Genomic DNA, 14,126 nt, shown 5'->3' with positions numbered 1-14,126 from the left:
TCATCGTCGCGGGCCTTCGCCGGTGCGACGCCTCATTCTTTGCACGAACCCTCCATTGTGCAGTATTGCGGCGAGCAACGCCCCAAATCCAATCGTGACCAGCGCCACCTGCAAAGCCGGCCCCCACTCGGTGGCGGGTGTCAGCTCGGTTTTCAGCCTGACCTGGCTGTCCAGATAGGCGGGCTGGAAGAACTCGGTGCGAGCCAGCTCACGTCCGTCGGGCGCGATCACCGCGCTGATTCCGGTGGTCCCGGCGACCACGACGTACCGATCGTGCTCGACGGCCCGCAGTTTGCCGAACGCCAACTGCTGCGCACTCATACTCTCGTCGAACGTCGCATTGTTGGTGGGCACCGTCAGCACCTGCGCGCCGCTCAGCACCGATTCCCGCGCGGCCCGGTCGAAGATCACCTCCCAGCAGGTGGTCACCCCGATCGGCACTCCCGCCGCATGCACGACGCCGTTGCCCTCACCCGGCACGAAGTAGCCGGCCCGGTCCGCATACGACGACAGGTGCTTGAAGAAGCTGCGCCACGGCAGGTACTCGCCGAACGGCTGCACGATCTTCTTGTCGTGGCGCTCCCCCGGCCCGTGTTCCGGATCCCAGACGATCACGGTATTGGTGGCGACCGGGTTATCCGCGGCGTACCCATCGGCCTTCGTGACGGTTCCCACGAGGATCGGCGCGCCGATGGCGTCGGCGGCCGCGGTGACCTGCGCCGCGGCGTCTGCGTTGGCCAACGGATCGATGTCGGAGGCGTTCTCGGGCCAGACCACGAACATCGGCTGCGGTGCCCTGCCCGCCCGGACGTCGTCGGCCAGTCGCTGCGTCTCTTTCACGTGGTTGTCGAGCACCGCACGGCGCTGGGCGTTGAACTCCAGTCCGAGCCTGGGCACATTGCCTTGAACGGCGGCCACGGTGACAGTCTGCTCATCGCCTGCACCGGTCCCGGAATGACGGACCTGCGGCCACAACAGTGCGGTGGACAGCAGCACCACCGTGATACTGAGACCGGGCAACATGACCGCAGGCGCGGGGAACCCCGGCTTGTGCCCGTGACGCCACCACTGCGCGATCTCCAGTGCCAGCAGCGTCGCGCTGAAGCCGACGAGCGCCACCGCGAACGACAGGAGCGGGGCGCCGCCCCAGCGCGCGATGGCGAGCAGTGGTCCGTTGGTCTGGCCGAATCCGACCACGCCCCAGGGAAATCCGCCGAACGGCACAGTCGATTTGAGCCACTCCTGGGTACTCCACAGCGCCGCGAACCACAACGGCCATCCGGGCAATCGCCTGACCACGACCGCCGACAGACCGAAGATCCCGCAGAACACGGCCTCCATGGCGGCCAGTGCCAGCCAGGGCATCGCGCCGACCAGACCGCTGATCCACGGCAGTAGCGGGATGTAGAAGGCCAACCCGAACAGGAATCCGTAGCCGAAGCCGCCGGCGAGGGTAGTGGACCGGAGGGTCAGCACCCAGCCGATCAACGCCAGCCCGACGAAGGCCGCCCACCACCAGCCGGTGGGTGGGTAGCTCAGGCACAACCCGAGTCCGCCGCCCACCGAGGCGCTCAACTGCGCCCACCGCGCCGCGGCGGCGCGGCCGAACCGCGACGCCCGCACGGTCACCACGGACCAGCGATCAGGCGTGCCCGCCGCGGTGAGGCGGTACTCGCGCTCCTCGGGTTCGTCGTCGGGATCGATGTCGGCCACCGGATCGCCGGTGACGTCCTCATCCAGTTCGCCGAAGGACTCGTCGTCGAGTGCGTCGAGTTCAGCGAGTTCGTCTTCCTCGATGGCCGGGATCACGTCGGTGGTCTCGTTGGGCCGCGGGCGGCCCAAGCCATCCGGCCGCGGCGCCCGGGAGCGCTCGGATCGGTCTCGGGGACGCTCACTGCCCATGAATGACGACACCCCGGTGGACGGTCTGACGACAGCGCGGCAGGTCCGCATCGGCGGCCAGCCGCGGCAGTGCGGGTACGCGTGACCGCGGATCGGTGGACCAACGCTGGACGGCGTTGGCCGGCGCGCTGACCTCAAGATCGTCGGCATCCCACACCGCATAACTGGCAGCAGCGCCGGGTGTCAGCGTCCCGGTGACACCATCGCGGACCCCACCGGCCCGCCAGCCCCCACGGGTGGCCGCAGCGAACGCTGCACGAGCCGAAATAGCGCTGCCTGCGCTGCGGTGCGACACCGCCGCACGCACGGTCTGCCAGGGATTCATGCTGGTGACCGGGGTGTCTGAGCCGAACGCAAGGGGCACGCCTTCGGATGCTAACAGCGCAAACGGGTTGAGCCGGTGAACTCGGTCAAGCCCGAGACGCTGGGCGTACATGCCTTCTTCGCCACCCCACAGGGCATCGAAGTTGGGTTGCATGCTGGCCATCACGCCCCAGGCCCCCAACTGGGCGGCCTGCTCGGCGTTGACCATCTCCAGATGCTCCAGACGGTGACCGCAGCGGGCCACGGCCGGGCCGCCCAGCCGCTGCGCCACAGCCTCGAATCCCTCGACGACCGCGGCGACCGCGGCATCGCCGATCACGTGGAACCCAGCCGGGATTCCGGCCTCCGTGCACGCCTGCAGATGTGTGGTGACGGCACTGACGTCGAGATAGGAATTGCCGCAGGTGTGGGGTGCGTCGTGGTACGGCTCGTGCAGCCACGCGGTGCGCGAGCCGAGGGCGCCGTCGACGAACAGGTCCCCGGCCAGGCCCCGCGCGCCGGTCTCGGCAATCAGGTGGCGGGCATGTTCGGCGTCGCGGGCCGGCTCGCCCCAATATCCGACGACCTCTACTCCGTGCTCCAGCGCGCGCAGCTCCTGCCAGTCCACCAGCCCGCCGATCTGCGGGCCCGCGCATTCGTGGACCGCGGCAATCCCCATCCCGGCAGCGTGGTCGAGCGCCGCGACGCGGGCGTCGTGCCGTTGCTGCGCGGTGAGCTGTTCACGCGCAGCGGCGCGCACCAGGTGATGCGCCTCGGCGCTCAGCGGGCGCTGCGGATCGAACCCGACGGCCTCGGGCAGCGCGGGCGCCAACCGGCGCAGCGCTGTGGTGGCGGCGGCCGAATGCACGTCCACCCGGGCCAGATAGGCGGGCCGGTCGCCCAGCACCGCGTCGAGATCGTCGGTGCTCGGGCCCGTGCGCTCCGGCCAGCCCGACTCGTCCCAACCGTGTCCCCACACCGGCCCCTCGGGATTCCGGCGGGCATAGTCACCGACCAATTGCAGGCACTGTGCCAACGAGGTGGCCCCACGCAAGTCCAGGCCTCGGAGATTCAGCCCGGTGGCGGTCAGGTGGACGTGGCTGTCGACGAACGCCGGGGCGACGAACCCGCCGTCGAGGTCGACGACCTCGGCATCGGGAAACTGTGACCGGCCGACGTCGTCAGTCCCCAGCCACGCCACTACCCCGCCGCGCACGGCGAATGCCGTCGCGTCGGGATAGCTGGGGCTGTGGATACGCCCGTTGATCAGGAGAGTGGTCAAGCTTTTCGGCTGGCGGTCAGGCCTTGGGAGGCAGACGGTACGGATCGACGTCGTTGACGTCGATTACTTCGCCGTCAATGTAGTCGCCTGTGCCCCGTCGAAAACCGGCGGCACCGGTCGCTGCGCCGAAACCAACCGGGGCGGCGACGATGAGCGGCACTCGCCGGGCGACCAGGCCGGTGAGCACCGGCCGTGCGGCTGCCCGCGTGGGGGGCAACAGCAACAGTGCGCCGGCGACCGAGCTGGCCAGTCCGGGAATCACCACCAACACGGTGCCCAGCGCCACCAGCAGGCTGTCGGACACCGCTCCCTGGGGATCGGACAGGCCACCCGAAAGGCCCGCGCGCAACCGGCGGATGTGCCGGTTGAGCTGCGAACCCGCCAACACCAGCCCGATCACGAACGAGGCCAGCAGCAACAGCACGGTGTAGCCGAACCCGATGGTCGCCACCAGGGCGACCATCACGGCAACCTCCAAGAGGAGATAGATCAGAAACAGCCGCTTTGCCATGCCAGGTCAACGATCGGACGGGCGGTTCGGTTCCTGATCGGGTGCCGGTGCGTCGACGGCACGTACCTCGATGGCGCTGTGCACCTTGTCGATGCCGCCGCGCAACAGGGCCCGTGGCACGAAGTACCAGGCGTGGTTCCAGTACCGCTTGACGATCGCGTCGAACACCCGCCGGGTCTCGGACGTCGGCAGGTTACTGGCCACCGCCTCCACCGGATCACCCTTCGGGGCGCCGAGCACACCGCATTTCTGGATCGTGACCCGCGGGGTGTTGTTGATGCGCTTGGTCTTCCACGATCCGTCGTCGGTGATGATCAGCAACTTGTCACCGTCCGGGACGCCCCACACCGCGGTCGGCTTGGGCTTGCCGGTCTTGGTGAAGGTGGTCAGCAGCAGGTACTTCTCCCGGTAAACGTCCTCGAAGGTCGGTGCCATGGGACTCAATTCACCGGTTTGAGCAGAAGCGAAACATTGTTCTGCATGCCGCCGCGCAGCTTGGAGAACACGTTGAACGTCTTGCCCAGCAGGCCGTACCGCTTGCCGATCGCGTCGTAGGTGGCGCCGTTGGCCGATTTGGGCAGGATCTCGGCGACGGCCTCGACCGCCTCGCTCTTCGGATTGCCGCGCACGTCACACGCCGCCACGGTGACCCGCGGCGTGTTGCGGATCCGTTTGACCTTCCAGGACGACTCCTGGGTGATCACCACCAGTCCGTCCGGTGACGGCGCGGCCCAGATGGCGGTCGGCTTGGGCCGCCCGTCCTTGGTGAACGTGGTCAGCAGAACGTAGTTGGCCTTGGCGACATCGGCGAAGGTGAGAGCCATGCTGCCCAATCTAAGCCAACAGGTCAGCGGACGTTGACTCTGCGAACAGGGCGCAAATGTGCGAGAACGGTGCACCCTGGACGCAGAGTCAGCGCGGTCAGCCCTCGAGGTCGCCTTCGGTTTCCAGCAGCACCTGCCGGAGCCCGTCGAGGGTGGCCTGTTCGGGTTGGGCCCACATGCCACGCCCCGCAGCCTCGAGCAGCCGTTCGGCCATGCCGTGCAGCGCCCACGGATTGGATTCGGACATGAACTTGCGGTTCTCGTCGTCGAGTACGTACTCGGCCGAGAGCCGTTCGTACATCCAGTCGGCCATCACATGCGCGGTGGCGTCGTAGCCGAACAGATAGTCGACCGTGGCCGCCATCTCGAAGGCGCCCTTGTAGCCGTGGCGGCGCATCGCGGTGATCCACCGCGGGTTGACCACCCGGGCCCGGAACACGCGGTTGGTCTCCTCCGACAGCGTCCGGGTGCGGACGGCATCGGGGCGGGTGTTGTCACCGATATAGGCCGCCGGGGCCTGTCCGGTCAGTGCCCGCACAGTGGCGACCATCCCGCCGTGGTACTGGAAGTAGTCGTCGGAGTCAGCGATGTCGTGTTCGCGGGTGTCGGTGTTCTTGGCCGCCACCGCGATTCGCCGGTAGGCACGGTTCATGTCATCGGCGGCGGGGGCTCCGTCGAGTCCGCGACCGTAGGCGAATCCGCCCCAGGCGGTGTACACCTCGGCCAGATCGGCGTCGTCGCGCCAGTTGCGGCTGTCGATCAGCTGCAGCAGACCGGCCCCGTAGGTTCCCGGCTTGGAGCCGAAAATTCTTGTGGTGGCTCGTCTTTGATCACCATGTTCGGCCAGGTCGGCCTGCGAGTGGGCGCGCACGTAGTTGTCCTCGGCTGACTCGTCGAGGCCGGCCACCAACGCCACGGCGTCGTCCAGCATGGTGACCACGTGAGGGAAGGCGTCGCGGAAGAAGCCCGAGATCCGCACCGTGACGTCGATGCGCGGCCGGCCGAGTTCTGCCAGGTCGATCGGCTCCAGGTTGACCACGCGGCGGGACGCGTCGTCCCACACCGGCCGCACTCCCAGCAGTGCGAGCACTTCGGCGATGTCGTCGCCGGCGGTGCGCATGGCCGAGGTGCCCCACACCGACAGCCCGACCGATTGCGGCCAGCGACCGTAGTCGGTCCGGTAGCGGTCCAGAAGTGAATCCGCCATCGCCACACCGGTTTCCCACGCCAGCCGCGACGGGACCGCCTTGGGGTCCACCGAGTAGAAGTTGCGCCCCGTGGGCAGCACGTTGACCAGGCCGCGCAACGGCGAGCCGGACGGCCCGGAGGCGATGAAGCCGCCTGCCAGGGCGCGCAGCACCTGGTCGATCTCGCAAGCCGTGCCGGCCAACCGGGGCACCACCTCGGTCGCGGCGAAGCGCAGGATGCGGGCCACCTCGGGATTGTCGGTGATCCTCTCCACCGCAGAAACGTCCCAACCGGATTCCTGCAACGCGGCGACCAGCTCACGAGCGCCGGCCTCGGCGGCGTCTACGGCCGCCCGGTCGTCACTGCCGTCCTCGGTCAGGCCCAGCGCCTGACGCAACCCGGGAACCGTCTGCTCGCCGCCGAACAGCTGCCGGGCCCGCAGGATTGCCAACACCAGGTCGAGTTCGCCCTCACCGCTGGGCTTCTGCCCCAGCACGTGCAGGCCGTCGCGGATCTGGACGTCTTTGATCTCGCATAGCCAGCCGTCGACATGCAGCAGCATGTCGTCGAACACGTCCTCGTCGGGGCGGTCCTCCAACCCCAGGTCGTGGTCCATCTTGGCGGCGCGCATCAACGTCCAGATCTGCTGGCGGATGGCCGGAAGCTTGCCCGGGTCCAGGGCCGATACGGTGGAGTGCTCGTCGAGCAGTTGCTCCAATTTGGCGATGTCGCCGTAGGTTTCGGCACGAGCCATCGGCGGGATGAGGTGATCGATCAGGGTGGCGTGCGCCCGGCGCTTGGCCTGGGTGCCCTCCCCTGGATCGTTGACCAGGAACGGGTAGATCAGTGGCAGGTCCCCGAGGGCGGCGTCGGTGCCGCAGGCCGCGCTCATGCCGAGCGTCTTGCCCGGCAGCCATTCCAGGTTGCCGTGCTTGCCCAGGTGCACCACGGCGTCCGCACCGAACGAACCCGGGAACGACTTGTCCAGCCAGCGGTAGGCGGCCAGGTAGTGGTGGCTGGGCGGCAGGTCGGGGTCGTGGTAGATCGCCACGGGGTTCTCCCCGAAGCCGCGCGGCGGCTGAACGATCAGCACCACGTTGCCGGCCTGGATGGCCGCGATGACGATCTCTCCGTCGGGATCGCGACTGCGGTCGACGAACAGCTCCCCCGGTGGCGGGCCCCAGTGCTCGACGACGGCATCGGAAAGCTCGGCGGGCAGCGTGGCGAACCAGGCCCGGTAATCCTTGGCCGGAACCCGAATCGGGTTGGCGGCCAGTGCCTCGTCGGTCAACCAGTCCGGGTCCTGACCGCCGCGCTCGATCAGCGAGTGGATCAGGGCATCTCCGTCGCCGGAGTCGACGATGGTGGCGAGGTCGCCGGGTGCGGTGGCCTCACCGATGTCGTAACCCGCATCGCGCATGGTGCGCAGCAGTGCGACCGCGCTGGCCGGGGTATCCAGACCGACGGCATTGCCGATGCGGGCGTGCTTGGTGGGATAGGCCGAAAACATCACGGCCACCCGCTTTTCCGCGGCCGGGATGGCACGCAACCGAGCGTGCCGTACGGCCAGGCCCGCCACCCGCGCGCAGCGCTCGGGATCGGCGACGTAGGAGATCAGCCCTTCGGAGTCGATCTCCTTGAAGGAGAACGGCACCGTGATGATGCGCCCGTCGAACTCGGGAACGGCGACCTGGGTGGCCACGTCCAGCGGCGACATCCCGTCGTCGTTATCCGACCACTGATCCCGTGAACTGGTCAGGCACAGGCCCTGCAGGATCGGAATATCCAGTGCGGCAAGGTGAGCGACGTTCCATGAATCGTCGTTACCCCCGGCACCGACTGTCGCCGGTGTGGCGCCACCGGCAGCGAGCACCGTGGTGACGAGCGCATCGGCGGTGCCGAGCAACTCGAGGAGTTCGGGTTCGGCGGTGCGCAGGGAGGCGCAGAACACCGGCAGTGCCCGGCCGCCGGCCTGCTCGACGGCGTCACACAATGCCTCGACGTAGCCGGTGTTTCCGGCGAGTTGCTGGGCGCGGTAATAGAGGACTGCCACGGTCGGGCCGGCGGCCTCGGTGGCGGCGCGCTCGAGGACGCCCCAACTCGGGGTGCTCGCCGGCGCCGCGAAGCCGAATCCGGTCATCAGCAAGGTGTCGGACAGGAAGGAATGCAGGTTCCCGAGGTTCTCCAGCCCGCCCTGGGCCAGGTAGATGTGGGTTTGCAGGGCCGCACCCTGCGGGGCGGTCGAATGCCCCATCAGCTCGGCGTCGGGCGACTGCTCACCGCTCACCACGATGGTCGGCAGGCCGCTCGACACCACGGTGTCGATGCCGTCCTGCCAGGCCCGGTACCCACCGAGGATCCGGATCACCGCGATGTCGGCGCCCTCCAGGAGCTCCTCGAGCTCACCGGTGACCAGCCTTGACGGATTCGCCCAGCGGTACCGCGCACCGCTGGCGCGGGCAGTGATCAGATCGGTGTCCGAGGTCGACAGCAGCAGGACGGTGGGCGTAGTGGCATCGTTTGCGGCGGTCGCGGCGGCGGCGTCAGAAGGGTGGGACACCCCACATTCGTACCGCACCGGCTGCCCGATCGGGTAGCCGGTGCGGTACGGATCAGCAACGTTCAGGGTTGAGTTTCACCGAACCGGTCGTGCCACGACTGCCGGTACGGCCGGCCCGGCGTCGCAACGAGCACCAGCACGAGCACGGCGAATGCACCGAAGGCGAGCATGGATCACTCCTTTCGTCTGAACCTCTGTCAAGCTGTTCAACTTCCCGGTACCGGTGGTCCCGGAAATTCCTCTAAACGGTACGTCCGGCGGCGCGGAAAATGGCCGATCTGTAAGCGACCGAACAGGTTTCCGCACCTATGACGGATGTCACAACACCGGCCGAAAGTAGGATGGACTGCGAGATGACCAGGACCCGCGACAACGACGCCTGCCCCGGCGCATTGACGGTGCACCAGGCCGCCGACGGCGCCCTGGTGCGGATTCGGCTCCCCGGCGGGATGATCACCCCCGCCCAACTGACCGCGCTGGCCGAGGTCGCCGAGCAGTTCGGCTCGCCGGCAATGGAACTCACGTCTCGCGGCAACATCCAGATCCGGGCATTGACCGATACCGACGGCGCTGCCACCGCGCTGGCCGACGCCGGACTGCTGCCGTCGCCGACACACGAGCGGGCCCGCAACATCGTCGCCTCGCCCCTGTCCGGCCGTTCGGGCGGCATCATCGACGTCCGCCCGCTGGTTACCGAACTCGACGACGCCATCCAGGCCGACCCGGCTCTGGCCGGACTGCCGGGCAGGTTCTGGTTCAGCCTCGACGACGGCCGCGGCGACGTGTCCGGGATCGACGCCGACACCGGGGTGCACGCACTGGACGACGGCACGTGCGCACTGCTGCTGGCGGGGCGCGACACCGGAGTACGACTCGAAACCGGTGACGCGACGACCACCCTCGTCGAGGTGGCCAGACGGTTCCTCGACATCCGTGGAAAGGCCTGGCGGATAACCGAACTCGACGATCACTCGGCGCTGTTGGACGGTATGACCGTCGCCGGCCCGGCAGGCGCCACCTGGCCGCCGACAGTCCAACCACCCGTCGGATGGATACCGCAGAACGACGGCCGCATCACCCTGGGCGCCGGACTGCCCCTGGGTGTGTTGCAGGCCCGGACCGCCCACTTCCTGGCTGCGATCGAGTCGCCAATGGTGATCACCCCGTGGCGCTCGGTGCTGGTGTGCGACGTCGGCGAAGGTGAAGCGGACATGTCGCTTCGTGTGCTCGCGCCACTGGGACTCGTATTCGACGAGAACTCGCCGTGGCTACGGATCAGCGCCTGCACCGGCAGCCCCGGATGCGCCAAGTCGATCGCCGATGTGCGCGCCGACGCGGCCCAGGCGGTCGACACCCCCACGGAGTCGCACCGGCATTTCGTGGGCTGTGAGCGGGCCTGCGGCAGCCCACTCACCGCCGAGGTCCTGATCGCCACCGAGGACGGATACCGGCTGCGTATCACGCCCCCGTAGGGTATGCGGGTGCTCGACTACATCCGTGACGCCGCCGAGATCTACCGGCAGTCATTCGCGACGATCCGCGACGAGGCGAACCTGTCGCGCTTCCCCGACGATGTGTCACGGGTGGTGGTGCGGCTGATCCACACCTGCGGTCAGGTCGATGTCGCCGACCATGTCTCCTACAGCGATGACGTCGTGACCAGGGCGCATGCCGCGCTGGCCGCGGGGGCGCCGGTGCTGTGCGACTCGTCGATGGTCGCGGCGGGCATCACGCGTTCACGGTTGCCCGCCGACAACGAGGTCGTGTCACTGGTGGCCGATCCGCGCGCCCCGGAGCTGGCGGCGAAGTTGGGTTTCACCCGGTCGGCGGCCGCCGTCGACCTGTGGGCCGACCGCCTCGGCGGCGCGGTGGTGGCGATCGGCAATGCACCGACTGCCCTGTTCCGGCTGCTGGAACTGCTCGACGAGGGTGCGCCCGTCCCTGCTGCGGTGCTGGGTGGACCCGTCGGCTTCGTCGGGTCGGCGCAGTCCAAGCAGGAATTGATCGAGCGCCCGCGTGGCATGTCCTATCTGGTGGTGACCGGCCGGCGCGGTGGCAGCGCCATGGCCGCGGCCGCCGTCAATTCGATTGCGAGTGAGCGCGAGTGAGCACAACGGCGTCAGAACGTGAAACCCGGGGCACCCTGTATGGCGTCGGGCTGGGCCCGGGCGATCCCGAGCTCGTGACGGTCAAGGCAGCCCGGCTGATCGGTGCGGCGGACGTGGTGGCCTACCACAGCGCCAAGCACGGTCACAGCATCGCCAGGGGCATCGCCGAGCCCTACCTGCGCGAAGGTCAGCTCGAAGAACACCTGGTCTACCCCGTCACCACGGAGACCACCGAGCATCCCGGCGGGTACGTCGGCGCGATGGAAGACTTCTATGCCGCCGCGGCCGAGCGCATCGCCGCCCACCTGGAGGCCGGCCGCGACGTGGCACTGCTGGCCGAGGGCGATCCGCTGTTCTACAGCTCCTACATGCACATGCACACCCGGCTGACCGAGCGATTCCACGCCGTCATCGTTCCCGGCGTCACCTCGGTGAGCGCGGCCTCGGCCGCCACGGGCACTCCGCTGGTGCAGGGCGACGACGTGTTGACGATCCTGCCCGGCACGCTGCCCACCGCAGAGCTGGAGCGCCGCCTGGCCGACACCGACGCCGCTGTCGTGCTCAAGCTGGGCCGGTCTTACACCCGAGTACGGGAAGCCCTGGAGTCGACCGGACGGCTCGACGAGGCGTACTACGTCGAGCGGGCCAGCACCGATCGGCAGCGGGTTTCGCCGGCGGGCGAGGTGGGCGGCGAAGGCGGCACGGACGTCAAGGTGCCGTATTTCTCCCTGGCCATGGTGCCCGGCCGGTCACGTTCCACCACACCTCAGGGCAGTGTCGTGGTCGTCGGCCTCGGACCGGGCGACTCGGACTGGATGACGCCGCAGAGCCGCCGTGAACTGTCCGCCGCCACCGATCTGATCGGCTACGGCCCGTATCTCGATCGTGTCGGCGCCCGCGCCGGGCAGCACCACCACCCCAGCGACAACACCGACGAGCCGGCCCGCGCGCAGCTGGCCTGCAAGCTGGCTCAGGAGGGCCGGACGGTTGCGGTCGTGTCCTCCGGCGATCCGGGCGTATTCGCCATGGCCACCGCGGTGCTCGAGGAAGCCAAGCAGTGGCCCGGCGTCGAGGTCCGGGTGATCCCCGCGATGACGGCCGCGCAGGCGGTCGCCAGCCGGGTTGGCGCCCCCCTCGGCCACGACTACGCGGTGATCTCGCTGTCCGACCGGCTCAAGCCGTGGGACGTGATCGCCGAGCGTCTCACCGCCGCGGCCAAGGCCGATCTGGCGCTGGCGATCTACAACCCCGCCTCCAAGACGCGCACCTGGCAGGTCGGCGCCATGCGCGAGTTGCTGCTGGAGTACCGCGATCCGAGTACCCCGGTGGTCGTCGCACGGGCCGTCTCCGGCGCCGAGCCGGGCCCGGGCGAACGGGTGTCCGTCGTACGACTCGCCGATCTGGATCCGGCCCAGGTGGACATGCGCACGATGTTGATCATCGGCTCGTCTCAGACGCAGTGGTACACCGGCTCGGCGGCCGGTGACACCACCGAGGACCGGGTGTTCACCCCGCGCCAGTACCCCGGCTGACCTCATCGACTGACGCGCGTCGAGATTCATTGACAGCTGTCAGTAGGACCGATAGTGTCCGGCGTCACACCCGTTCGAAATGGGAGGGCCGGCCACCATGCCGACGGCACCACAGGGCGCACCCGCGCGGTCACCGGTCGACCGTCGGCAACCGCAACGCAGCGATCAGCGCCGCACCGCAATCCTGGAGGCGCTCAACGAGCACCTGCAGAAGACCGGGTTCGACGCGCTGAACATCGCCGAGGTGGCGCGCCAGGCCGGGGTGGGTCGATCAGCGTTCTATTTCTATTTCGAGAACAAGGCAGCCGCCGTTGCCGCCTTGGTCGAGCCCATGTACGACGCATTGTTCGCCGCCAACAACATCCTGGCCGACGCAACCCGGCCACCCCGAGACCGTGTCCACGACACCATCGAGGCCGTGCTGCGGACCGCCGAGGATCATCGCTACCTGGTGCAAGCGATGTTGGAGGCGCGGGGGTCCAGCGGGGCGGTTCGCGATATGTGGGACCAGGCGCGCGAGTCCTTCGTCCCGACCGTCTCCACGGTGATCGCCGCCGAGCGCACCGCAGGCCGTGCGCCCGACGGCGCCGATCCGGTGGTACTCGCCAGCCTGCTGATCGAGTTCAACGATCGACTGGTCGAACGATTCATCCTGGGTGGACCGCTGTCGCGACAACAACTATCGGAAGGTGCTGAGGCAATGTGGATGGGCTCGATCTACGGGACAATTCGGTGACCGCCGCGGGTTCCATCCCCATGTCCATCCCGGGCAAACCGGCCGAGGTGACCGCCGGATGGCTGTCGAAGGTCCTTGGTGCCGAAGTGGATTCGGTACAGACCGCACCGATCGGCACAGGCCAGACCGGTGCCACCTACCGGGTGTCGGTCACCTACCGCGACGACGACGCCCTTCCGGGTACGTTCGCGGTCAAGCTGCCATCGCAGGACGAGACGGTGCGCGACCGCGTCACCATCGGGTACCGGTCAGAGCACGCGTTCTACACCAATGTCGCCGACCACGTACAGATCCCGGTCCCACATTGCCACCATTGCGAGATCGCCGGAGAGGGAGCCGATTTCGTCCTGCTCCTGGCCGATATGGCGCCGGCCGAGCAGGGTGATCAGATCGCCGGTTGCACACCGGCCGAGGCCACGCTGGCAGTCCTGGCACTCGCCGACCTGCACGGTCCGACGTGGGCCGACCCACGGTGGGCCAACTTCCCCGGTATCGCCATGCCCAAGCCGGAACCCGACTCCGCCAAGGGATTCGGTGACGTCGCAAAGATGGCCGCCGACATCACGCTGGACAAGATCGGCGCACGCCTGAGCACCGAGGACCAGGACACCATGCGCGCTGCGATGTCGGTCGTCACCCCGTGGCTGTTGGCCGAACCCGACCGGTTCGCGATCCTGCACGGTGACTACCGCCTGGACAACATGCTGTTCGACCCCGACCGGACCCGGATCACCGTGGTGGACTGGCAGACTCTCGGCTCTGGCCTGCCCGCTCGTGACCTGTCGTACTTCACCGCGACCAGCCTGGATCCAACCGTCCGGGCTGCCGCCGAATCCGACCTCGTCACGGCCTACCATGACCGGCTGCTGTCACACGGCGTCACCGAATATGACCGCGAAACCTGTTGGCAGGATTACCGTTTGGGCATGCTGCAGGCGCCGCTGATCACTGTGCTGGGCACCGCTTTCGCCAGCTCCACCGAGCGCGGCGACGACATGATGGTGGTGATGGCCCAGCGCGGTTGCCAGGCCATCCGGGAACTCGGCACGCTCGATCTGATCAACGCCTGACCGGCGGTCCGGTGACCCGGGTGCCAGGGGTGACGCGGGCGATTCCCCGCACGATCCGAGGCCCACGATGCGTCGATCGGACCAGGCCATGGCGGTGATGGCACGGCGGA

Annotated in this window: 11 protein-coding genes; 5 read left to right on the top strand and 6 right to left on the bottom strand. The window is 68.4% G+C overall.

All coding sequences use genetic code 11. The annotated features are described in order from the left end of the window. The 6 genes from lnt to cobN all read right to left on the bottom strand — a co-directional run bounded on the left by lnt (position 1) and on the right by cobN (position 8,570). Positions 1-1,902 carry an apolipoprotein N-acyltransferase gene (gene lnt, locus A5779_RS08865; protein ID WP_110777041.1) on the bottom strand — a complete coding sequence of 634 codons (1,902 nt, stop codon included), beginning with the start codon at positions 1,900-1,902 and terminating at the stop codon, positions 1-3. Next, a complete protein-coding gene (locus tag A5779_RS08860; protein ID WP_064880954.1) occupies positions 1,892-3,487 on the bottom strand; it encodes an amidohydrolase in 1,596 nt (531 codons plus the stop codon). The genes lnt and A5779_RS08860 overlap by 11 nt, the downstream gene beginning before the upstream one ends. Before the next feature lie 16 nt (positions 3,488-3,503). Beyond that, on the bottom strand, positions 3,504-3,998 hold the full coding sequence (locus A5779_RS08855) for an FxsA family protein (RefSeq protein ID WP_064880952.1): 495 nt from the start codon (positions 3,996-3,998) through the stop codon (positions 3,504-3,506). Between the two features lie 6 nt (positions 3,999-4,004). Further along, the gene (locus A5779_RS08850) at positions 4,005-4,433 is read right to left on the bottom strand and encodes a PPOX class F420-dependent oxidoreductase (protein ID WP_064880950.1); all 429 of its coding nucleotides are present in this window, start codon (positions 4,431-4,433) and stop codon (positions 4,005-4,007) included. 5 nt (positions 4,434-4,438) lie between these two features. After that, positions 4,439-4,822: a PPOX class F420-dependent oxidoreductase gene (locus A5779_RS08845; protein WP_064880948.1), complete on the bottom strand. Its 384-nt coding sequence runs from the start codon at positions 4,820-4,822 to the stop codon at positions 4,439-4,441. A 97-nt stretch (positions 4,823-4,919) separates the two neighbouring features. Continuing rightward, positions 4,920-8,570, bottom strand: a complete 3,651-nt coding sequence (gene cobN / locus A5779_RS08840) for a cobaltochelatase subunit CobN (RefSeq protein WP_064881082.1) — start codon at positions 8,568-8,570, stop codon at positions 4,920-4,922. 353 nt (positions 8,571-8,923) lie between these two features. On the opposite strand from cobN, the gene cobG reads away from it, so the two are divergent. From cobG to A5779_RS08815, 5 genes are all read left to right on the top strand, one after another. Next, complete coding sequence (gene cobG, locus A5779_RS08835) at positions 8,924-10,042, top strand: precorrin-3B synthase (RefSeq protein WP_064881081.1); 1,119 nt, start codon at positions 8,924-8,926, stop codon at positions 10,040-10,042. 9 nt (positions 10,043-10,051) lie between these two features. Further along, complete coding sequence (locus A5779_RS08830; RefSeq protein ID WP_064881079.1) at positions 10,052-10,678, top strand: precorrin-8X methylmutase; 627 nt, start codon at positions 10,052-10,054, stop codon at positions 10,676-10,678. Beyond that, on the top strand, positions 10,675-12,210 hold the full coding sequence (locus A5779_RS08825; RefSeq protein ID WP_064880945.1) for a precorrin-2 C(20)-methyltransferase: 1,536 nt from the start codon (positions 10,675-10,677) through the stop codon (positions 12,208-12,210). Before A5779_RS08830 ends, A5779_RS08825 begins: the two co-directional genes overlap by 4 nt. Before the next feature lie 97 nt (positions 12,211-12,307). Beyond that, positions 12,308-12,946, top strand: coding sequence for a TetR/AcrR family transcriptional regulator (locus A5779_RS08820; RefSeq protein WP_064881075.1), 639 nt, complete (start codon positions 12,308-12,310; stop codon positions 12,944-12,946). Between the two features lie 20 nt (positions 12,947-12,966). Then, complete coding sequence (locus A5779_RS08815) at positions 12,967-14,016, top strand: phosphotransferase family protein (RefSeq protein WP_064881077.1); 1,050 nt, start codon at positions 12,967-12,969, stop codon at positions 14,014-14,016. Positions 14,017-14,126: the final 110 nt, after the last annotated feature.

Origin of the sequence: Mycolicibacterium peregrinum, from assembly GCF_001665625.1 — a bacterium.
Taxonomy (GTDB): domain Bacteria; phylum Actinomycetota; class Actinomycetes; order Mycobacteriales; family Mycobacteriaceae; genus Mycobacterium; species Mycobacterium peregrinum_B.
Note: the sequence above shows the minus strand (reverse complement) of the source record. Positions and strands in the feature narration are given on the sequence as shown.